Here is a 22,430-nt window from a genome sequence, read left to right on the forward strand (position 1 = left end):
AGTGCGGGCGTGCCGTCACGAGGACGGGCCGAGACCGAAGTAGCGGGCGTGTTCGGTGGCGATGGCGTCCCAGTCGCTGCCTTCCGGGAAGCGGATGACGTCCCACCGGGCGAGGTACAGCCGCTCCTCGGCATCCTCGTCCCGCGCCGCGTCGTCCTCGGCGTCCACGTCGCCGAGGAAGACGGCGAGGTTGACCCCGGGCATGCGGTAGACGAAGTCGGGTCGGGCGTCGGCCTCGGGGACCGTGATCCCCGCCTCGTCGGGCAGCCGGAGGCCGCGCTCCCTGAGCCAGGTCAGGAACTCCGCCTCCACCGAGGTGAGCCGGGCGGCCTGACCGGGGGTGGAGGCGGACGCCGCCACCAGCCTGCGGTGCTGATCGGTGGTCGTTTCACCGCGCCTCTCGCTAGTCGCTTCGGCAGAGGCAAGCCGAAGCAGCAGGGCAGTGACCGAGTGGCGGTTGATCACGCCGTGGTGGAGCTGGTTGCCGTAGGTCAGCAGGCACTCGTAGCAGCCTCGCGCACAGGGCCGGTCGGGGTGCGGGCCCTGTGCGTCCTCACCGTCCTCATCGAAGTGACAGATGGCGAGAGCCTGTTGGGCCGCCTTGGCCAGAGCCCGCGGTTCGGCCTGGAGCCGCCGGAGGACGCCCGCGCCTCCCTCTGCGGCCTCGGTGAACAGCAGCCGGTCGCGCGGGCCGTCGGCCGGCGGCAGCAGCTCGCTGGTCAGCTCGGAGTCCTCCAACTCGAAGGCGGTCTCGATGCCGCGCTCCAAGGCGTACATCAACGTCAGGGCGACCGGTTCCGGCAGCGGCTCGTCAAGGGTGACGACGAGGATGTTACGGCGGTCCTCGACGAACGGGATGACCCGCTTCTTGCGGCGCTTCTCCTTGCCGTCCTCGTCGATGACGGGCATCTCGCTGGAGTCACCGGAGGCGTCGGAGGCGTCCCGCTCGTTCATCCAACGCCCGTCGGCCGGGTCGAGCCAGTAGCCGGGCGGCTCGTTGTCCTTGGCGCGCAGCCTGCCGACGTTGGTGATGCGGACGGTGGCGGAGTCACCGTAGGTGAGCTTGGCGAGCGGACCGGCGAAGTCGGCGACCTGAGCGTCCTGCCGTCCCTTGCGCGTGCCGTGCCGCCGGAAGCGGTACGACGTCTCCAGCCGGAATCCAGCCCGGCGGCGCTCTTCCTCGTCGGAGGAGATGCGCTCCCGGCGCTGGGTGTAGACGGTGTGCAGGTGCAGCAGATTGTAGGTCGGCGCACCCAGCGGCTCGTCACACATCTCGCACTTGTCCCGGCGCTGCTCGGGTTCGTCGAGGTAGCCGCAGTGGGCGCATCGGCGAGCCTCACTGGTGGAGATGTCACCGGAGGAGTCGGGCGGCAGCTGGATGCGGGTGACCTGGTAGCGGGCGCCCTCGTGGTAGATGAGCGCGCCGGGGCCAAACTCGCGGATCGCGAGGAAGCGGGGCCTCTGGAGATAGTTCCCGTCGCCCTGACGGCCGCCCCGCGTGGGGATGAAGGCGGCCAGCGGCAGCCGGGGGAAGGAGTAGCCGGGCAGGAAGCCCTCGGACGCGAGGTAGCGGTAGGGGTTGAAGTCGGACAGGACGGAGCGGTTGTCCGGGCTCTCGTTCTTGAGCAGGTTGAGCTGGGTCTCGGCCTGCGTGCGGCGCCGGAACGCCTGCCGCCGGTCGCCTTCGGTCAGGGTGTGGTCGAGGACCCGCTTGTTCTGGACGTACTGGTCCACGAGGGCCGCCCGGTACAAGTCGCGCCAGCGGTCGAAGGCCCGGTCGAAATTGCTCGACGCCTCGCGCACGGCGTCCTCGATCCACCGTTCGTCCCACCATGTGGTCTCACCGAACTGGGGCAGCAGCGGGCCGAGGATGCGCCGGGCGGCGGCCACGGTGCGGTCCTGCGCGCCGGGGTCGTGGGAGGCGTCCCGGATGCCGTCAAGAAGAACGAGGCCGGGATCCGGGCTGCCGGAGGTCTCGTCGTGGGCGATGTCGAGGATCTGCGGGATCGCCCGCCCCAGCGTGAGGTCGGCCTCGGCGAGCCAGATGCCCTGGAGGTGCGAGCGGACCAGGTCCTCGTTGGCCAGGTCCAGGCGCGGCGGGGCCACGGCGCCGGCCACCATGCGGGCCGAGTCGCGGAAGTAGTACTGGTCGTGGCTGTTGCCGGTGGCGCAGTAGGTGGTGACGAGGGCGGGCTGGCCGCTGCGCCCGGCACGGCCACTGCGCTGGGCGTAGTTGGCCGGGGTGGGAGGGACGTTGCGCATCATGACAGCGTTGAGCGAGGAGATGTCGACGCCCAGCTCCATCGTCGGGGAGCAGTAGAGCAGCTTGAGTTCGGCCTTGCTGAAGGCTTCCTCCCGCTTCTGCCGGTCCTCGGGGTCGACCTGCGCGGTGTGCTCCCGCGCGAACAGCCCGGACAGCCCGTCGGCCGTTTCGCGGTAGAGCTGGCGGAAGAAGGCGTTGACGCGCGGGCCGTCGCCACTGGCATACGTACGGGTGAGGGGATCATGGGCGCCGGTCTCGCCCGTGCCGGCCCGCCAGATGATGGAGGCGGCCGACACCCGGTAGCCGGTGGCGGTCGTCGTCGGCCTGCGGAAGCGCCCGGCCCTCTGCGGGGCCACGGACACCTCGGTCACGAGCGCGGCGTTCTTGAGGACCTTCAGCAGATCCTCGATGACCGTCTGAAGGTCGGCGGAGTCCATATTCTTGTCGAACCCGCGATGCGTGCGGCGCAGGTACTTGCCGTACTTGCCGCGCGCGGACAGGAACACCCCAGCGCGGTCCATCCCCGGCTTCGAGGGCTGAGGATAGGCGGTGGCGACCTTGGGGGTGTCGCTCTTGGAGAGCACCCACGGGTCGACCAGCCTCTCCTCACTGGCGCTCTGGAGTGAATCGAAGTCGTCACGGAAGTACTGCACGTCGATGGCGAGCGACCGGCGCATCTCGTCGAGCAGCGCCTTCATGATCTCGCCGCGCAGGGAGGCGTCGGCCTCACGCAGGGAGGGGTGCGCCTGCTCCCAGCGCTCCTGGCGCTCGGCGACCCACTGGAGGTCGGCGTAGTCGATCTCCAGGAGTCCTGTCTGCTCCAGGTTCGGCATGGTGACGCGCCAGCCACGCTCCAGGTCGAGGTAGAGCCGGAAGGCGATCACATCCCGCAGGGTCCTGGCCGCGGCGGCGGCCAGCCGCGGGGGCAGGTCGGACGCGCCCGTGTACACGACCGGCTCCAGGGCGAGGGCGTTGGAGACCCGGGAGGTCAGCTCCTCATGCGGGATACCGTCCGGGCCCGCATCGACGGCGGCTCGGTACAGCGCCCCGCGCAATTCGGTGACCTGGACGAAGTCGTTGAAGTGACCGGCCTGGAGGGAGGCGTCCTGCCGGTTGTCGACGAACGTGAGGAGCTTGCGTGCTTCTTCGGGGAGCGCCGCCTTCGGCACGCTGTTCAGCGAACGCACGACGGATGCGGAGATCAGCGAGGTCGCCGAGGAGCGGCCTTCCTGGTCCAGGGTGGCGAGCTTGGCGAAGTCCTTCCCGCGGGTCTGCTCGTAGGAGACCGAGCAGTGCAGGCAGAACAGGAACGGGGCGGGGATGAACGCCGCGTGCAGTTCGCCTTTGGACTCGTTTCCGTACGGGTCGACGGTGATCGCCCGCGGTAGCCGGTCCCGGTAGGACTTCTTGACGACCTCCTGGCCCCTGTCATCAACCTCCAGCCAGGACTCGGGCAGCCGCCGGTCGGCGATGGCCTCTTCCGAGGTGTGGGGCCAAGGAGTGGTGTGCTGATAGCGGTCCGTGTCGAGGTAGAGGTAGCCGTCACCGGCGCGGCCCCCGGTGGCAGCGGTGTCCCGGCGCGGCTCGTAGCGGACCTCGCCCTCCTTCTCCGTGCGCCACACGGTGAGGTACTCCTGACCGCACTCGCGGCAGAAGGCGAGGGGCATCAGGACGTGTCCGTCGGTGCCGGGTCGGACCCGCTGGTAGTCACGGGTGGGGTGGCGGTCAGCCTTGTTCTCCAGGGTGACGTAGACGGTGTCGCCCTTGGACAGGAACTGGTGAAGCCGGAAAGCGAACAAGGGGCGTTCGGTGACGGGGTGGTACGCCTGCGAGCCCGCTTCCAGCGTGGCCCGAAGGGCGTCCGCGCACTGCTTCTCCGGCACCCCGCTCTGCCCCGCGAGTTCGGCGGCGGCCTCCTCGATCTTGCGGGGGCTCTGGCGCACGAGCTGCCCCGTGGCGTCGTCGGTACCCAGGCCGAAGTACGTCTCGATCCATCGCGCGAGAGGATCGGTCACGAGGTCGGCGTAGGCACGCGGGGCGGAGGTCTTCGTAAGGCGCTCGACGGGGACGGCGGTCGGGGTCTCGCCGGTGGCGCGAACCAGCGTCTCGCCGATGACGTGCTGGGGGCTGACCTTAGTGCCGAAGAGCTTGGTCGCCATGTCGGCCACCACGTTCTTCTGCTCCTCCAGACTGCCTTCGGTCGACATCGTCGCGGAGGTCCCGATGCACTGCACGTCGTCGGCGCGGCAGGCGTCGCGCACCCGGCGGATCAGCAGGGCGACGTCCGCGCCCTGCCGCCCCCGGTAGGTGTGCAGTTCGTCGAAGACGAGGAACCGCAGCCCCTCGGCCATGGCTACGAGGCTGTCGCGGTCGTCGGGCCGGGTGAGCATCAGCTCCAGCATCACGTAGTTGGTGAGCAGGATGTCCGGCGGGTTCTTGCGGATCTGCCTGCGGGTCTCGTCGTCCTCCTGGCCCGTGTAGCGGGCGAAGGTGACCGGCTCGTTACCGACGCCGTAACCATTGCGCAGGTACTTCTCCAGCTCCTTGAGCTGGCTGTTGGCGAGGGCGTTCATCGGGTAGACGATGATGGCCCGCACCCGCTTGGGCGCGTCGGGCCCGACCTGCTGCCGCTCGTTGAGAACCCGGTCGACGATCGGGACCATGTAAGCGAGGGACTTGCCGGAACCGGTGCCGGTGGTCAGGACGTAGGAGACGCCGGCCGCGGCCGCGTCGATCGCCGCACGTTGGTGACGGTGCAGGGTGAGCGAGCGGCCGTCGCACACGGTGGAGTCCTCGGACTTCCCCGCCTGGAAGATCTTCGCGCATTCGTCGTGCAGGACCTTCTGCGCGGCGAGTTCCGCGACCGTTCCGGCGGAAGCGAAGAAGGGGTTGAGCGACAGCCAGGGGTTGGGCCACTGCGATTTGTCATCAAGGTCCTTCTTCACGAAGTCTTTGATGCGCTCGTCGCGGATCACGGTGCCGCCCTCGGTGAACGAGCGGTAGTCCTTGATGAGCTGCTCGTGCACACCGAATACGTCCATGCCGGAGCCAGACAAGGAACGCTTCGCGGGTCCCGGTGCCGCCGGCTCGGAAGACTGCGGCCCGGTGACCGAGGCGGCCTCGTTGGCCGGCCGTAGCAGCCACTTCACCGGGTCGAAGTCCTGCCAGACAGGAAGAGCGCTGCCCTCCGCCACAAAAGGAAGCAGCGCATCCCGGACGGCCACCGCGTCAGTCGGGCGGTCGGCGGGGTTCTTCGCAAGGAGGCGGTCTACAAGGCGGGCCAGCGCCTCCGGCACATCCGAACGGAGCAGACGCACAGGCGTCGGCTCCTGATTGACGTGCTTGTCGCGGAAATCGAAGGCGGTGTTGCCCATGAAGGGCGGGTTGCCCAGAAGCATCTCGTGCAGCAGGCATCCGAGGGCGTACAGATCGGCGGCCTGGGTGACGAGGCTGCCCTCGAACTGTTCCGGCGCCATGTAGCGGGCCGTGCCGACAGTCACTCCAGTGCTGGTCAGCTTGGTGCCGTCGGGGTCGTCGACGATCCGGCCGATACCGAAGTCGAGGACCTTGACCACGCCACCGCGGGTGATCATCACGTTGCGGGGCTTGAGGTCTCGGTGAACCACTTCGGCAGCATGAGCGGCGGCCAGGGCGTCGGCCATCTGTGCCCCGATGGCGGCGACCCAGGGCACCGGAAGCTGCCCCTCCTCCGCTACGAGGTCGGCGAGCGGATGCCCGTCCAGGAATTCCATGACGAGGAAGGGAAGATCGCCATTGGTCTCGTCCACCCCACCGTCGATCGTGCGGGGCAGGTTGGGATGGCTCAGCAGATGCATGATGCGCACCTCGCGCGCAAACCGCTCGACCGCCTTCGGATCGGTGCGGGTCTCCACCAGCGTCCCCGAGCGGCGGCGGCGGATGAGCTTGAGGGCAACGACGCGGTCGGGAGAGTCCTCGGCCTCGTCCAGGTCCTCGGCGCGGTGAACCTCACCCATGTTTCCCGAGTCGACGTAGCTCAGCAGGCGAAACCGCCCTGCGACCGTCTCGGAACCCTCACTCATGCTGCTGCCTCCCCGTGCGGCCCCGCCGAGAGAGCACGCGTTTTCCCCATGTGGCGGGCGTGCTCATCGTGTCAGACGAGAACACCCAGAGAAGGAACGTACACGAGAATCGCAACGTGAACAACCATTAGCGTGTTAACATCGTCAACGCGCCATGGAGTGGACTACCTCGGCTGCACGATCCACCCCGCACGACCACGGGCGGGGTGAAACGGGCTCAGACCAGCAAGGTCGCCTGCCCCACGCAGGTGTCGCGGCATGGGAGGGGCCGGCGCAGCGGTGCCGAGGCAACGGCCTCCGTGACCGGATGGCGACGGACTGCGCGACCTTCGTCATTAGTGTGCTCGCGAAGACAGATCATGACAGCCGGAATGGGGAGACGAAATGGGCGATCTGGCCAAAGCCGTAGCGGAACTTGAGGAAGAGGTCGAGGACGTCCGTGAGTTGCGAAAGATCGTGGAGCGGCTCGACACCGAAATCAGTGCCCGCATGGAAGAGATCGAGGGCATCGGAAGTGAGGTCCTCGAACTCCATGGCGACCTCGACAACCAGATCGCCGAGCACGACTACGTGGCCGTCGAACAGTCCGTCACCTCTCTACGAGGACTGGTGGACATAGAGACAGTCCTGCCCGCAATAGATGCCGTGCTGCTCCTCACCGCCCTGCGCGACGACGATCCCGTACCCGATCTCAGCCTGCCCCTGTCATCGTTCGACGAAGATGACTCCTGGGATCATCCTCGGCTCTCGCAGGAGAACCTGGACGGCGCGTTCAAGGCCGCGCTGGCACGGGCGGATCAGCGCTGGGAAGAGATCTGGGGCGATCACTCCTGGGAAGACCTGGACGAACGGGACTCCCAGCGGGCCGAGGACCACGCTGATGCCGAGCGGGAAGCGATCAAGGGCCGGGCCCGCCGGGCCGGGGCTCATGTCATGGAAATTGTCGACTACATCGGTGACACGCTCTGGCCCGACCTCGTGGAGGCGGTGGAAGCCGGCGCCCGCGAGCGGGCGGTCCAGGTGCTGGCAGCCGCGTACGCTGCCGCACGGGAGACCGAGCCAGCCTACAAGCTGTACGAAGTCAACCTGTCGCTTCAGTACGAGTCGGCGCCGATGTCCCTCGGCGCTATGGGCGAGTTCCTGAGCGGTGCCGAGGCGTGGTTGATGTCGCCGAAGGCACAGTGAAAAGCATAGCTCTCGCCGGCCTCCCCCAGTGCTGAAGCGTTGGTGATCGGAGAGAGCCGATCGCCACCTCAGCTTGGTCACGGAGCACTTGCAGCCACACCGCAAAGGCAGCCGAACGCTCCACGTAGCCTCGCAGGCATGGGCAGCACCCTCAACCACGCCAACCAGACCACACCGACAGCTCGGCTGCACTGCCTACGCCGCGTCAGCAGCCTCAGCCACCGCCGCTCTCTGAAGCAGCTGAGCAAGCTCCTCCCGCCCGCGCCTGATCAAGCCGAAGGCAGCCACCGGGTCCGTGTCCGGCGGCAGCGGGGTATCGGTGAGGACATCCGTAAGGGTGTACCGGCCGAGCAGCCACCGCTGCAGTGCGCGCCAGTCGGCACGCCGGTCAAACGGTAGGCCGTCCGCCCACGGCGATGCCTCGTATCGGGTGTCGTCGGTGCCGCTGGCATGGAGTAGCCCGGAGCGACGCACTAGGCACGGGAAGCAGACTCCGCAGTTGGCGATGGGAGGGCCGCCGCTTCGGCGGGTTGGGGGCTTGCCGCAGCTCAGGGTGGACTCCAGGTCGGACGGGGTGAGGCCCGCATCACGTCCGGCCTTGCACACCTCGCCTTTCGTGAGCTGGACCAAGGGGTTGACCACCTGCACCGTGCTCTCCGCATCACTCACGGCAGTTACCAAGGCGTTCAGATTGCCCAGCGTTCGCGGGTGCACGGAGCGGGTGGAGCAAGCGGCCGAACGTGCTGCTGTCAGGAGAGGATTGAGGGCGAGCTGGCCGTTCTCGGGGATGTGGACGGTACTCACCCCGTGCGCGGTGGCGGCGCGGATCGCACCTGCCGCATACAGCAGGCCACGTGTGCGGGAGGAGGTCTCCAGCCGTGACCCCGAGCCGTCGCCCGCCGGGGTCTGGCTCATCGGTAACCGCAGGACCGGCCGTGCTCCGCCCAGTCGTTCGACGGCCTTGTACACCCGCTGCTGGAGACGCAGCAGGCCGATCTCGCGGAACATCACGAGCAGCAGCGGGCGGGAGTCGTCGGCACGCGAACGGGTGGCGGCCCAGCTGAGCGAATCCAGTCCACCGGAGAACAAGGCGACTTCCGAGGCGCGGGGGTCGTCCGGAGAGACCAGCGCCTCTTCGACGTAGTAACCGGTGAGAGGCCGGAAATCCACATTCCAAAGATCCCCGGTGAGAACTTGGAGGAGCGCAGCGAGGTGGGTACGGACTGTTGCGCTTCCCCATCGCTCGTGTTCCGTGACGGGCACGGCGAGGCTGATACGACGGGTCCACCGGTCCCGTACTCCGGTCCGGCGTACGTACTTGTCGGCGATGAACGCAGCCCTGGCGACGCGGAACAGATCCTCGGCCCAGTCGGGGACGGGACCGGGCAGATGGTGCCGGCCAGTGATCCGGCGCTCCCTTTCCTGGAAGGCTTCCTCGCCGATCTCCGTCCAGCGGTCGCCACGAGGACGGTCGCCCTGGGGCCCGCGCCACCACAGAAAGTCGTCGGAATCGGTCACGCCGCAGCTCCCTCCTCTCCGGTGATCTCCTCAGTGATCAGGCCAAGCACCTTTCCGACCGCCCGCGGTACCAATAACTCGGCGATCTTGGGCAGTGCAGCCGCCGGATCCTGCACAGCGCCCACCACCGACTGCGCGGTATCCACAGCCTGTTCAAGGTCCGTCGCTTCGGCGGACTCCTCGCAGGGATTCGGCACCAGGTCCACCACTTTCTCCGCGACCCAGTCAGCGATCCTGCTTTCCGGATCGGTCACGATGAGCACCGGGACCGCCAGCTTGACGTGCTCGGCGACAACGGACCTGAGGAACTCCCCCACCATCTCGGCGAAGAACACCTGGTAGAGGTCGCACAGGATGTCCCAAGTGAAGCCACCGCCAGCGCCTCCGCCCATGGCGTCGTCCAGCTCGGGATGTCTGCTCCGGACATCGCGGACCGCCGCGGCCATCCCTCTGCGCACCGCGGCGTCGGCGAGCGTGCCGCCGTCCCCTCCGACCTCCGACACGAGGCGCGCGACGAGCGCGTCCTCCGACTCCGCGCCCTCTGTGGCCAGAGATCCCAGGGCCCCGGCGAGCCGTTCACCGGCCGCACAGGCCGTGTCGTACAACCCGAAGGCCGATCGATCGGCACGGAGCGTCTCGTGCAGGGCGCTCAGGTGGTCCGCCGCGATCTCCTCCAGCCGCTGATCCGCTTTGCGCGAGTCATCGCGCCAGCGCGCCAGCCGCCTCCCAGCGGAGCTCCACCGATCGCCGTTCGGCCCTTTCCATCGCGTGGATGTCCCCACATCGCCCCCAACGATGGTGCTCCAACCTGCACTTCGTCCATGGCATCAGACCGGACAATCCCCAGGTAGGGCGGGACTCGGCCAGGGCCTCACGGACCAGGCAGGTGCTGAAACAGCCGGGTGTATCACTTCCCGTGACGCCTACACCTAGAAGCGTGACCAGCCGTAACTTTGAGTTACAGGCATCCCGCAAGTCCCCGTTCAGGGCAGGTGACGGGCTGGCAAGATTGGCCCTTGCGCCATATGCCCTGTTGTTCATGGCCTCTGCAGAGGGCTCGCTGACGGCGTCTCAAATCAGCAACCTCCGACTGCCCGCACCAGACGACATCAGTCGCCTGAAGGCCGCTTGCGATCCGAGTCCGGTCGCAAATTGTCATCCATCACACGGGCAGCCGGCATACGGGGCGGCCACGCCGGCATGGATTCCGCGGTCGTGCACAGGAACCCGGCGAGCGGAGGGTGAAGCCCATGGCCAAGCTCACGGAGGAGTGGGAGCGAGAGGGTACACACCTCAGCTGGGCGGAGTACGTGGATGGTGAGCCCTGCCGCGGTTGCGGACAGCCCATGACGGATGAGCTGGGGAGCTGGCCACCCCTCATGAAGTTGTCCGAGGCGGAGAAGCGCGAATACGAGAAAGCCAAGCAGAGGTTCCGCGAGCGGCACGCCGACTTGCAATGGGTTGTCGGCCGGGAGCCCTCGTGTATCGAGGCGTCAGGACTCAGCGGCCGAATCGCGCCCCGGCCAGTGCTTCGGCGGGGCGATGGCCGGGTCCGTGATCTGGAGGCGCTTCTGCCGGGTCGGGTCGATCGACGTCAGAGAGACGAGACGCTGGCCGTCAACTGCTTCGAGTTCGGACAGGGCGTGAGGAAGGGCCGCGCAGACAGTGGCGATCGCAGTGCCCAGGCCCACCAGGCCACCGTGCTTGTTGTTCTGGCGGTACTCGATGCGATGCAGGCCCGACTGTGCAATGGCCGCTACTTCGAGGGGCCGGCTGAGCTGCTTGGTGTCGTTGGTGATCACGACCTCGAAGCCGTCGGCCTTGGCCTTGGCGTACAGCTCGATGTCCTTCGTGCCCATCCAGCCTTTGAGATCGTGGACGTGGACGACTTCATGCGCCTTCAGCAGGATGCGCACGATCTCGGCCATGGGGCGGGGCACATTCTCATCAAGCAGCAGTTTCAAGCGACGGCCTGCCGGGGTTCACTGCTGCCGTAGCTGTCGACGTACTCGCTGAAGTCAGCCGCATCGCGGGCGGCCTCGGCCGTCACGCCTGGGTAGAACTCGCCGATCTGGTCCGGCGGGATGCCGTCTCTTACGAGGGCGGCGATATCTGACGCCGGGATCCTGGTGCCTTGGATGACCGGTTCTCCGCCGCGGACCGACTCGTCGACCGCGACATGCTCACGGGGGGTGAGCAGAGCGGGAATGCTGCGGCCGTCCTTGTAGAAGGGCGCGAGAACATCCACCATCTGGTGGATGACCACGTTGCCCCCCTTGATCAGGTCTACGGCGTGGTCGGGCTCGGCCAGATAGATCGTGTCCGGGCCCGCGACGAGTTTGTACGTGGAGAGGTGCTCCCACTCGCCGAGGTCTTCTCGAAGCGTGTTCAGCGCACGGCGGATCTTCTGCAACGAAGCCTCTTCGCGCAGCTGCACACAGATGCGGAGTGCGACAACGTCGCGGAACGAGTAGAGGATGGGCCTCTCGCTGGAGATCTCGGGGACGAGCACGGCGCCCTTGGGCCCGGAGGCCCGGCGCCAGTGGGACAGCTGGCGCAGCGTGGCGCCGGAAAGAGCCGCGGCGAGTTTGGGTTCGTACGACACCGCATGCCTCCTTCCGTCTTCCGCCCCCATCGATATCGGCCTGAACGTACCCCATTCTCCTGGAGGCCACTCAGCACAGAAAGCGAAGGGGCCCATTCAGGGTGAGCCGGGAACGCCGGACGCCCCCATGTCGCACAGACCACCGCCACGGGAATCGCCACACGCCGGCACACGTCCGTGGCATTTTCGGCCACCCACCGGCGGCGCCCGTATGCGCCGCGTAACCTCACGGGCATGGGGGCATCAGCATCCGATGCAGGTCAGGACGCCGACGAGGAGGCACGGAGGCGGCTGACCGCGTACACGTACCTCAGCGCGCCCGAGCGGCTGGAGCACGTCGCGATCATGCGGGTCTTCTGCGGGACGCTGCTGGCGGATCTCGCCGTCCCGGACATCATGGCGAAACTGCGCCAGGCCGATGCTTCCGCCGCAGGACTCGACGCCGACACCCTCACGGTCCGACTGGAACAGCTGGTCCAGTGGGGAAACCTGCTCCGCAGCAGCCACACGGTCAACGCGTCCAGCATCAGCGAGTACCAGCGATCCCGCTCGCGCTACCAGCTGTCGAAACTGGGCGAACGCATTCAGCGGGACGCCGACGGGGTCCTGTCCGAAGCCGACGCCGCCCGCGAGGTGAGCAACGAACTGCTGGCACTGGTCGAGCGCGGACTACGGGAGCTGGCCGACCTCGTGACCGCGCCGGGCGGCGTCGAGCCGCAGGACGGACTGGAGCGGATCAGCACGCTGTTCGTGCAGTTCACCGAGTTCGCGGACTCCATACGCGACTTCTACGCCTACCTCGGCCAGGTGCTGTCCCGCTACGACCTGGACAGCGCCGAGTACCAGGGCTTCAAGGAGCTGCTCCTGGACTACGTCGAGGCGATCACGGAGGACGTGGCGTTCCGCGCGCCCCGGATCTCGGCGGCATTGGACACCCTGTGGCCGCACATCCCGGCTCTGCTGGACCGGCTGGACTCCCACGCCCAGGGGCTCACCGGATCCTCGGCGCAGGCGCAAAACCAGGCGCAGGCGCAGGGAGCAAACCGCCCGGAGGTCCGGATCCAGCGCAGCCGGGGCCGCGAACTCGCGGACTGGGAGGGCCTGCGCGGCTGGTTCAGCGACACCGACGGCCAGGGCAGCCAGGTCGACCAGCTACGCGACGCCACCCTGCGCGCGTTGCAGTCGCTGCTCGCCAACGCCAAGCGGATGCTTCGGTCGGCCACCGGGGAGATGTCCCGGCGCAAGGATCTGCTGCGGCTGGCCCGCTGGTTCGACGAAGCGGCGCCGCAGGACGCTCACGACATCGCCGTCGCCGCCTTCGGACTGTACGGCGCTCGCCATCTGGGCATACCTCCGGCCACCGACAAGGTGGTGCCCGCCTACACGAGCTGGTGGACCGGTCCGGTGGTCGAGGTGCCGGTTGCCCTGCGCGAAAGAGGCAGCCGAGCCCAGCGGGGCCGGGCCTCAGCGGTGGAGGACCACTCCGCGCAGAAGCAGCTGTTGCGGGAGGCAGCCCGTCAGCGGGCAGCGGCCAGAGCAGCAGCGGCCGACGAACTGCGCAGCGCGTCCGGCCGGTTCGCCGAGGTACGCCTCACGTCCGCGGCGCTCGGCCTGCTCCTGGAGCTGCTGGCCACAGCGCTCGGAAACGCACAGCTCAGCAGGCCCCTCAGCACAGGCGGGGAGAGGACGGCAGCGTTCGACCTCGACTCGGCCAGCAGTGAAGACGCCGAACTGCATATCCGCCTCGCCGTGCGCCGTACGGCGGGCACGCGAACGGTGCTGCACTCGGCCGACGGCGACCTGCTGCTGGACGACCTGGAGCTGGATATCGGTCGCATCTCCGCCGCGGTCGACAGCGAAGCGGAGGCGAGCATGTCATGACCCTCCCCTCGGCTCACGACGTAGCCCTGGCCGCCGAGCGCCGCACCGCCGCCCGGTTACTGCTCGCCCACCCGCTGATCGCGTCGGACGGCCCTCACGCCGACCTCTTCCCACTGATCCGCAGGCACGCTGACTGGCTGGGCAAACGGTTCCAGCAAGTGCTCGGCTACCGCCTGCTGGTCGACAGCTCCTACGCCCGGCTGTTCAAGGCGGGGCTGGGGGCAAGTTCGGGTCATCGGCTGGAGCGCTCCACCGGCACCCCCTTCACCCCACACACGTACGCTTGCCTCGCGCTGGCCCTGTCCGTGCTGGTGACCGCGCCCGAGCAGATGCTGCTGTCACACCTGGTCGCCGATATCAGGGCTGCCGCAGCCGACGCCGGGATCGAGCTGGAGGAAACGGGCCGGGCGGCCGGGAAACGAACCCTGGTCGCAGCTCTGCGCCAGCTCGTCGACTGGGGCGTGCTCATCGAGACCGAGGGCCATGTGGCCGCGCTTGCGCAGGAGGCGGGCGGAGAAGCCCTGATCACGATAGATCGGGAGCTGGCACGCGTGGTCGTCGCCGGCCCGCTCTCCCGGGCACGGGACGGCGCCGACCTGGTCCGGCGGGCAGCGGACCCGGGCTTCGGCGGACCACGCACCTACGTGCGCCGGATGCTCGTCGAGACACCTGTCGTCCACCTCGACGAGCTGACCGACGCCGAGCGCGACTGGCTGCGCACCCGGCAGCGCCGCGAAGCCCAGGCTTTCTCCGAACTCCTGGGCCTGGAGATGGAGATCCGCGCTGAGGGCGTGGCGCTGGTGGACCCCGAGGAGGAGCTGACGGATCTGCACCTGCCGGGCACCGGGACCGTCGCACAGGCCGCACTGCTGCTGGCGGAACAGCTCGTGGAACGGCTTCGGCCGCAGGAGCCGGGGCATCCGGCGACCGGCGGGATGCTCGTCATCGGGGTGGCCGTCCCGGACGGCCTGGTGGACGAGGTACTGGCCGGGCTGATCGCCGAGTACGGGCAGCGCAGCAACTGGCAACGCGGCTACCTGGAGGACCTTCCCTCCCTGCAAGAGGCCGTACTGGACCTGCTGGTCCGCATGCGGCTGATGGCCCGCGCGGGCCGGCTGCGCGCCGAGGGCGAAGGACTGCCGGAGGGGTACGTCGAAGAGGCGTCGGAAGGACGCACGGTGACCGATGTCCAGGGTGCGCGGCCCGGCGGCGGCTGGGTGCTGCTGGCAGCAGCGGCCCGCTACGCCACCCACGTCACGGTGCGCCCGGCCAACGCAGCCGGCAAAAACACGGACGTTCAAGAGGAGTTGCCGCTATGACCACGGACGCGCGTGGCCTCGTACCGCTGCCGCGTTCCGGCGTCGCGACAACCGCCGGCCCTGCGACGACCGCCAGCACCCGCTTCCGGCTGCACCGGGCGGGCATCCAGAACGTCTGGCAGTACGACGAGCAGGAGTTCTCCTTCGGCGACGGACGGCTGCTGCTGCGCGGCAAGAACGGCGCCGGCAAGTCCAAGGCCCTGGAGATGCTGCTCCCGTATCTTCTGGACGGCGACTCGCGGGCACTGGACGCGACAGGCACCGCCCGCACCACGCTCACCTGGCTGATGCTGGACGGGTTCGAGCAGACCAACCGTCTCGGATATCTGTGGGTGGAGTTCCGGGGCACGGCCGACGACGGCGGTCACCGCCACCTGACGCTCGGTGCCGCCATCCGCGCCTCGAAGTCGACGCAGAAGGCCCTGCCGACGTTCTTCGTCACCCCGCTGCGGATCGGCGAGGACCTGCATCTGGTCGAGGCCGGTAAGCCGCTGCCGGTCGACCGGCTCAAGGAGATCGTCGGCTCCGACAACACGACCGACCGTGCGGTCGAGCACCGCTCACGCGTGGCCCGGGAACTGTTCGGCGTTACCGACGCGACGCGCTACCGCAACCTCACCCAGCTCCTCCACCGGCTGCGGCGCCCGACAGTCGGCGACCGGATCGAGCACGGGGGCCTGGTCTCCCTGCTGAGCGAGACCCTGCCGGGGCTCGACGAGGATGTGGTCGAGAAGGTGGCGCGCAACCTCCACGACCTCGACGCCGTACGGGACGAACTCGGCCGTCTGGAACGCACCGACGCGGCCTTGCGCACGTTCCTCACCAGCTACCGCGGCTACCTGGCCGGAGTCCTGCGCACCTCCGCCCGGAACGTGAGTCACGAGCTGGGCGTCCTCGCTCAGCGGCGCCGGGCGGCCGGAGACGCGGCACAGCGGACGAGCGACCTGAGGACGCAGGAGGAGGAGTCGGAGGGCCGGCTGGAGACCTTGCGTGAGGAGGAACAGGCCGCCCGGACCGACCTGGCCGCCCTGCACGCCAGTCACGCCTACCGCAGCCTGCGCGAACTGTCGGAGCGTCGCGGCACGGTGGAGGCGCTGCACACCGCCGCCGTGGCCGCGTTCACCACCCTGCGGAACGCACACGACGCGGAGGAGGGTTCGGCGGAGCGGCTGGCCGAAGGTGTCGAACACCTCGGAAGCCGGCTGGCCGAGCTGGGGACCGAACACCGGGAGCTGCTGACGCAGGCGGAGAAGGCCGGGCTTCCCACCGGCCATCTCGGCGAGGCGGTGGCTCTGCCGCGCACGGTTGTCGCCCAGGCCACCGAGACCGAACTGACGACGCCGGACGGGGAGATGCGTACCGTACGGCACCGGTCGGTGGCCCGTGTGGACACGGTCACGGCGCAGGAAGGGCTGCGGTCCTGGCAGAACCAGCTGGAGGACGCCGAGGCGGTCGTGAGAAACCGGGCCCGGATGGTTCAGGAGGTGACCCGCCTCATCTCACGGGCGGACGAGGCCCGGGCCGCGGCGGCTCAGGCCGATACTGAGCGCGAACGGCTGGAGGGCGAGGCGGAAGACGCCGCCGGTCATCTCGACGGCAGCCGTCAAAAGGTCGCCGAGGAGAGCGGCGCCTACTCCCGTCAGGTCGCCGAGTGGGCGGCGCGCACGCGGAATGCGCTGGGCCCCGACTGCCCGTCGCTGGACGCCGTCCACGCCACCGTCGGCCACGAGACCTCTACCGACGCGCCGTTCGAGGACCGCACGCTGCCGCCCGACATCGACAGCCAGGCGTGGCGGGCAGCTCAGGGCGCGTTGGAGCCGTACGGCGAGGAACTCATCGGACACCGGGACGCCCTGGCACTCGGCGTCAACCGGCTCGGCGAGGAACTCGACCACCTGGCGGAGCAGAAGCGGGACTGGGAGCAACGTACCGACCCCGAGCCGCCGGCCCCGCACCATCGTGTCGCCGCGAGGACACTGGGCAGTGGAGCCCCTTTCTATCGGCTCGTGGACTTCGTGGACGACCTGGCTCCGGCCGACCGAGCCGGTCTGGAAGGGGCGCTGGAGGCGAGTGGAATCCTGGACGCGTGGGTGAGTGCGGACGGCGTCCTGCTCGATCCCCGCACCCGGGACACCCTGCTCCAGCCGGGTCCCGTGCTGTCCGACGGGCCGACTCTCGCCTCGGCCCTGCGCCCGGCCCCTGAACCGGGTTGCGGCGTCACGTCCGAGCAGGTGGGGGGTCTCCTGGCCACCATCGCACTCGCATCGGCACAGGAGACCTCCGCGCACAACGCGGTCTTCTTCGACGGCAGTTGGCGTCTGGGCGTACTCAGCGGCCGTCACGACAAGGGCGACACCGAGTACGTGGGGGCAGCCGTACGCGCCGAGACTCGGCGACGCATCCTCTCCGAGTTGGAGGAGCGGATCGCGCATACGGAACAGCGGCTGGCCGACGTCCGCGAGGAGCTCGCCGTAGCCGATGCCATGCGTCGGGCTCTCACACTCGCGGAACGGGATTTCCCCAGGGCACGAAATCTCGCGGACGCATGGAGCAGGACCGAATCAGCCGAGCGGATGCTGCGCGACCTGACCGCCAAGGCGACCCGGGCGGCGCGGCTGGCCGAGGAGAAACGCGCGCTCGCGGTATCGGCGCGGACCGAGGCGGATGCCACCGCGACCGCGCACGACCTGCCCGGCGACCCCGCCGCCCTGGACCGTGTGCGCACCGCACTGGCCGGCCTGCTCAGCGGTGTAGGGCATCTGCGCAGGGCCGTCGGCGGCACGGGCGAGCGGCTCGGTACGAACCAGGCCGATGCCGACCGGTACGGACGCGCCCGAGAGGATCGCCTGGCCGCGGGCGAGAGTTACCGGCTCCACCTCACCGGACTGCGCACTGCTGAGCAGGACCTACGCACCCGCGAGGAGGCCATCGGGTCGTCCGAGGAGGAGATCCTCTCCCGCGAGCAGGAGTCCAAGCAGCGCATCGCGAACGCCGTCCAAGCGCTCCCCGCGGCGCAACGAGCTCGCGACGATGTCCACGACCTGCGCGTGCGCGCGGAAGAGGACGAGAAGAGCCTGCGCGGGGGCCTGGCGGACCAGGAGGCGGTGGTCATCGACACCGGCAGCGCTCTCCGCGGTGCTATTGGCCGACCGGAGGTGGTACTCGGCGCCGGCCTTGAGCGGTCCTCGCTGCCCGAGTACGTATCGGATGATCCGGGCGCGGACGTCCGCAGCCGTCTGCGCGCGCTGCGGGCCCTCGCCGAAGCCGTGGAGCAGGCCCTCGGCCGCCCCACGGGCGAGGTGTCGGACAGCACTCTGCTCAACCGCCACACCGATCTCCGCGACCAACTGGCCGGCGGTTTCGACGCGCAGCTGGAGGAGCACGCCGGGATCAAGGTGTGCCGACTGGTCGACGACCACGGATCCCATGATGTCGCGGCCGTGGGCGAGCGGATCGCGGTCCAGGCGGCGGAGGCACGGGGACGGCTCACCGAGCGCGAACGCGAAGTGTTCCAGCGGTTCCTGACCGGTGAGCTCGGCGACCACCTCTCGGCGCAGGTCATCACCGCGGCGAACCTGGTCGCGGCTCTCAACGACACCCTGAAGACCGTACGCACCTCCCACGGCCTCGGTGTCGAGCTGCTGTGGAAGCTGGACGAGGACGTGGACGCGGATGTGCGCGCGGCCGTCGAGCTGTTGCGCAGTCCGTCGAGCCTCAGGACGCGCGACCAGACCGAGCAGCTGCGCGAGGTGCTGCAACGCCGGATCGAGGACGCCCGCCGTGCCGACCCGTCAGCCGGTTACGCCGCCCATCTGCGGACCGCCCTTGACTACCGCGACTGGTTCCGCTTCCACACCTTCGTGGTGGAGGACGCGGCTCCGGGCCGCCGTAGGAAACTGACCGGCCGGACCGGGCTCAGCCAGGGCGAACAACGGGTCCTCTCCTACCTCGTGCTCTTCGCCGCAGCAGCCGCCCACTTCACCAGCCTCGCCGAGTCGGCACCGCACGCGCCACGCCTGATCCTCCTGGACGACGCCTTCGCCAAGGTCGACGAACCGACCCATGGTCGGCTGGGCCGCATCCTCGTCGACCTCGATCTCGACTTCGTCCTCACCAGCGAGCGGCTCATGGGCAACTGGCCCGAGGTTCCGTCCCTGCACATCTACGAGTGCCTCCGCGATCCCCACGTACGCGGGGTGGCCACCCTGCACTACACCTGGAACGGCCGCCACCGGCGTCTGGTGTCCATATGAGCGGGCTGCCCTCCGCAACGCGCGACTGGCTGACGGGACCTGGACTCACCCGGCTCTGGCAGGGGGCACGTAAACGCCTGGAGAGCAACGGCGTACAGGCCACGGGTTCGCTCCGGCTGACCGCGATGAGCGCCCAGGAACGCAACGACCTGTCGCTCCTCCTGGGCAAAGCCCTCACCGGTGCCGCCGTGACCGTACGGCTCGACGTGCTCGACGCACGGCTACGCGCTTCGGCCGCCGGACTCGGCCTCAGGCAGACCCTGGAGGAGCTCGGTCCGCCACTCACCGACCGCCGTGGCGCCCGCGCGGACGTGGCGGCACGGCGGGAACAGGTGTGGTCGTCGCTTGCTTCGTCACTGGATGCCTCCCCTATCGCCGACCAGGAATGGCCCCGGCAGTGGTACGACCTGCTGCGCCGTGCCGGTGTTCCGAGAGGAGTGTCGCCCGAAATGGCGATCTGGACACTCCAGCAGGCGGTCCAAGTCCTCACCGCTCTCCTCGGACCCGAAGGACCTGAACGCAACGGCACACACGGCCGAGGAGAACTCGCCGCCATGACGACCGGCTCCGCGCACGGCCTGGACGACGGCACCTGGCTCGCACGCCTTGTCCAACGCGGGGTCGCCCTCGCACATGGCACCGAGTTCCCGGACGACGCGGCCGGTCGACGCGCTCTGTGGCGGCTGGTGTCCGTCACGCCGGACGAGGTCTCCAGCACGGTGCTGACGTACGGGCTGCGGCCCGAGGGTGAGGGCTGGCGGGAGCGTGCAATGCGGGAGCGAGCCGACCATCACGCCGAAGTTCACGTCACACCACGCGACCTGCATGACCTTCGGTTGCAACTGTCCGCCGGAACGCTCATCCACATCTGTGAGAATCCGCGCGTGGTGGAAGCCGCGGCGGACGCGGCCTGCGTCCAGCCCCTCGTATGCACCTCCGGCAGCGCCGCCACCGTGGTCTTCACGCTCCTCGACGCACTCGCCGCCACGGGCTGCCGCTTGGCCTACCACGGCGACTTCGACTGGCCAGGGATCACTCTGGCCAACCGGGTCATCCGCCGCTACGAAGCCTTGCCGTGGCGCATGGGCACCGCGGATTACGAGCACCTGGCCGCTCGCAGCCAGGCCGAGGGCATCCCTCAACTGGCACTCGACGGCCAGCCGGTCGACGCGGACTGGGACGCGGATCTCGCCCCTGCCATGACCGCCCTCGGCGTCGCGCTTCATGAGGAGGCCACTCTCGACCTCTTGGTGGCCGACCTGTCACGTCAGGCGTAGAGACATCGGCACTATGCCGGGCCCCGGGAGCCGACCTGTTCCGAAGGCCGCCGGCCTGGGCGGGTTTCCAACTCGGACACCGCCCCGGAGTCGGAAGCAGCAGCAGAGTCAGCGCCATGCCGTCCCCCGGAGCCCTGTGACGGCGGCGTGCCTCCACCCTGGCGCCAGGCCGAGTAGAGAACGGCCGCGGCGGAGGTGCTCGCGATGACCTGATCGGAAGGCAGATTCAAGGCGATCAGAGCTGCGGGCGTCCCGACGATGATGGCGAAGGCGCAGAGATCGGCCGTGCGCTGACGCATCGACGTCCTTTCTCACGTAGCGATTTGCGGCTGGGGTGACCACGGTGCCGGACGGCCACGAAACCCGGAAGTTCGATCTTCCGATCAGATAGATTGAATACTCTTTTGAGGAGATCGAAGGGGCGGGGGCGAGGACGTGGCGCGCCGAAGACGGGGCGGCCAGTGGTCAGAGGTGGACACGGAACTCTGCATGCCCATGCGGGAGATCGTGGGGCTGCTGCGTGATCTGGTCGACAGCAGCGGAGTCCAGCTGAAAGGGCTGCAACAGCTACTGCTGGCGCAGCACCGGGAAGGCCCGCGCCCTCCGTCGTATCAGGTGCTCTCGGACCGGCTTCGAGGCAGAGGGCTCCAGAACAACGCCTCGTTGATCTACGCGATCATCGCGGTACTCGCTCCACCAGAGCGTAAGGAAGCCATGACCGAGGAGGTCAGGCAGCACCTGGTGAACGCGCGGGCCACGCTGGCAGCCGGCAGTACACAACCATCGCAAGAGCCGACGCACGATAGCCCGGATCAGGAACTCCTGGACGTGCTGCGAGAGAACCGCGACCTTCGCAGCAAGGTGGAACGGATCGAGCGCCGCCTGGCGCGCAAGGAGAAGCACCTCCAAGCACTGCGCGACGAGCTGGCCGCCGCCGAGCGCCGAGCTCCGGCTCCGTCCGTCGACCCGGCACGGGATGAACCGACCACCGTGATCCCGCCCTTTCCGGACGAGGGTGTCGCAGCGACCCGCTTGGCAGACTCCGACATCGCAGCCGCGACCAGCAACCCTTCTTTCGCCGCCGCAGGAACTGAAAACGGGTCTGGCTCTGGCTCCTCCGACGCCGCAACCGTCGCGGATACCCTCGGCGGAATACCGGACTTCGAGGGAGCAACGGCGAACGCCCTGCGCCACGCATTCGACAGCGTGCTCGACGGACGGCGAACGGGGCGATTCGACCCGGCTACGCTCGGGAAATCCGAGAAGGTCTACCTCGGCGCCAAGGTCACTCACGAGCTCACGGCGGCCTGGGGATTCCCGCCTGGCCAGGAGACCACCGACCTCCCGATAGGACGTCAGCAGGTGGTGCTGAAGTTCACCACGGGCTCGGCATGGACGATTACGCCCGGGGAGGTCGGGAGGGTGTGCCTGCTCGTGTCAGCCAACGACGAGCGGTCCTGCTGGAGCCTCGGACTAATCCGGATCGAACCCGGCCACCTCAGCCGAGCAGCCAACCGCGACTTCAAGCGCACGCTCTCGGCCGCAGGCCGACAGGCCGTCACCTGGCTCTTCCACAACGCGCACCTGCCGGAGAACACCCTTCTCCACCTTCCGGCGCCGCTTCGAGAGAAGATTTTCGCCACCGAAGTGAGCCAGCGCGGCAGCCAGGCCCGGGTGAACAACCTCTTCAGGCTCGCGCAAGGACGGCTACTCAACCGAACCACGATCTCCACCGTCGCCATGACCGCAGATGGCCCGAAGCGAGTTCGAACCGCCCGGGAGGCGTTGCGCGGCGATGGCATCCTCGTGCTCGGCGGCACCAATCGACAGGCGACGATCGCCCGTAGCCTCGGCCTGCCCGTGCCGCGCGACGGTGAATGGGTCAGTCAACGGGTCACCCGCCGATGCCCCGAACATGGCGATGCACCGAGCATTCCCCTCTCCGATGAGGTGTGGACACTAGCTGGACCAGACGACCCGATCGAGGAGGCCCCGTCGCTCGCGAAACTCTGGTAGCGCTGAGGGAAACGTCGGCGAACCCGTCCTGGAAGGCGAGGGTGTCCGATTA

Annotated in this window: 11 protein-coding genes; 6 read left to right on the top strand and 5 right to left on the bottom strand. The window is 68.7% G+C overall.

The window, feature by feature from the left end:
• Positions 1-15: 15 nt before the first annotated feature.
• Positions 16-6,324 carry a protein kinase gene (locus tag ACIQNU_RS15500; RefSeq protein WP_401366089.1) on the bottom strand — a complete coding sequence of 2,103 codons (6,309 nt, stop codon included), beginning with the start codon at positions 6,322-6,324 and terminating at the stop codon, positions 16-18.
• 384 nt (positions 6,325-6,708) lie between these two features.
• Between ACIQNU_RS15500 and ACIQNU_RS15505 the strand changes: the two genes are divergently transcribed.
• Entirely contained in the window at positions 6,709-7,509 is an 801-nt protein-coding gene (locus tag ACIQNU_RS15505) for a hypothetical protein (RefSeq protein WP_401366091.1), read from the top strand.
• 195 nt (positions 7,510-7,704) lie between these two features.
• Here ACIQNU_RS15505 and ACIQNU_RS15510 read toward each other — a convergent pair whose 3' ends face one another.
• The 4 genes from ACIQNU_RS15510 to ACIQNU_RS15525 all read right to left on the bottom strand — a co-directional run bounded on the left by ACIQNU_RS15510 (position 7,705) and on the right by ACIQNU_RS15525 (position 11,632).
• Positions 7,705-9,027, bottom strand: coding sequence for a 7-cyano-7-deazaguanine synthase (locus tag ACIQNU_RS15510; RefSeq protein ID WP_401366092.1), 1,323 nt, complete (start codon positions 9,025-9,027; stop codon positions 7,705-7,707).
• Positions 9,024-9,809 carry a hypothetical protein gene (locus tag ACIQNU_RS15515; protein WP_401366093.1) on the bottom strand — a complete coding sequence of 262 codons (786 nt, stop codon included), beginning with the start codon at positions 9,807-9,809 and terminating at the stop codon, positions 9,024-9,026. The genes ACIQNU_RS15510 and ACIQNU_RS15515 overlap by 4 nt, the downstream gene beginning before the upstream one ends.
• 711 nt (positions 9,810-10,520) lie before the next feature.
• A complete protein-coding gene (locus ACIQNU_RS15520; RefSeq protein ID WP_401366095.1) occupies positions 10,521-10,991 on the bottom strand; it encodes a DUF5615 family PIN-like protein in 471 nt (156 codons plus the stop codon).
• Positions 10,988-11,632, bottom strand: a complete 645-nt coding sequence (locus ACIQNU_RS15525) for a DUF433 domain-containing protein (RefSeq protein ID WP_401366097.1) — start codon at positions 11,630-11,632, stop codon at positions 10,988-10,990. Before ACIQNU_RS15525 ends, ACIQNU_RS15520 begins: the two co-directional genes overlap by 4 nt.
• A 234-nt stretch (positions 11,633-11,866) precedes the next feature.
• Here ACIQNU_RS15525 and ACIQNU_RS15530 point away from each other — a divergent pair, with 234 nt between their 5' ends.
• From ACIQNU_RS15530 to ACIQNU_RS15550, 5 genes are all read left to right on the top strand, one after another.
• Positions 11,867-13,513 (top strand): TIGR02677 family protein, encoded by a 1,647-nt coding sequence (locus tag ACIQNU_RS15530; protein WP_401366099.1) that lies wholly within the window; start codon positions 11,867-11,869, stop codon positions 13,511-13,513.
• Positions 13,510-14,832 carry a TIGR02678 family protein gene (locus ACIQNU_RS15535; protein WP_401366101.1) on the top strand — a complete coding sequence of 441 codons (1,323 nt, stop codon included), beginning with the start codon at positions 13,510-13,512 and terminating at the stop codon, positions 14,830-14,832. Before ACIQNU_RS15530 ends, ACIQNU_RS15535 begins: the two co-directional genes overlap by 4 nt.
• Positions 14,829-19,085, top strand: a complete 4,257-nt coding sequence (locus ACIQNU_RS15540; RefSeq protein ID WP_401366103.1) for a TIGR02680 family protein — start codon at positions 14,829-14,831, stop codon at positions 19,083-19,085. The genes ACIQNU_RS15535 and ACIQNU_RS15540 overlap by 4 nt, the downstream gene beginning before the upstream one ends.
• Positions 19,082-20,362, top strand: a complete 1,281-nt coding sequence (locus ACIQNU_RS15545; protein WP_401366105.1) for a TIGR02679 family protein — start codon at positions 19,082-19,084, stop codon at positions 20,360-20,362. The genes ACIQNU_RS15540 and ACIQNU_RS15545 overlap by 4 nt, the downstream gene beginning before the upstream one ends.
• A 495-nt stretch (positions 20,363-20,857) precedes the next feature.
• Complete coding sequence (locus ACIQNU_RS15550) at positions 20,858-22,378, top strand: NaeI family type II restriction endonuclease (protein ID WP_401366107.1); 1,521 nt, start codon at positions 20,858-20,860, stop codon at positions 22,376-22,378.
• Positions 22,379-22,430 lie beyond the last annotated feature (52 nt).

Source organism: Streptomyces sp. NPDC091292 (assembly GCF_044757265.1).
Lineage (GTDB): Bacteria > Actinomycetota > Actinomycetes > Streptomycetales > Streptomycetaceae > Streptomyces.

Excerpts from the sequence above, each read along its gene's own strand:
- ACIQNU_RS15500 (WP_401366089.1), bottom strand. The coding sequence starts at position 6,324 with ATGAGTGAGGGTTCCGAGACGGTCGCAGGGCGGTTTCGCCTGCTGAGC.
- ACIQNU_RS15505 (WP_401366091.1), top strand. The coding sequence starts at position 6,709 with ATGGGCGATCTGGCCAAAGCCGTAGCGGAACTTGAGGAAGAGGTCGAG.
- ACIQNU_RS15530 (WP_401366099.1), top strand. The coding sequence starts at position 11,867 with ATGGGGGCATCAGCATCCGATGCAGGTCAGGACGCCGACGAGGAGGCA.
- ACIQNU_RS15535 (WP_401366101.1), top strand. The coding sequence starts at position 13,510 with ATGACCCTCCCCTCGGCTCACGACGTAGCCCTGGCCGCCGAGCGCCGC.
- ACIQNU_RS15540 (WP_401366103.1), top strand. The coding sequence starts at position 14,829 with ATGACCACGGACGCGCGTGGCCTCGTACCGCTGCCGCGTTCCGGCGTC.
- ACIQNU_RS15545 (WP_401366105.1), top strand. The coding sequence starts at position 19,082 with ATGAGCGGGCTGCCCTCCGCAACGCGCGACTGGCTGACGGGACCTGGA.
- ACIQNU_RS15550 (WP_401366107.1), top strand. The coding sequence starts at position 20,858 with ATGCGGGAGATCGTGGGGCTGCTGCGTGATCTGGTCGACAGCAGCGGA.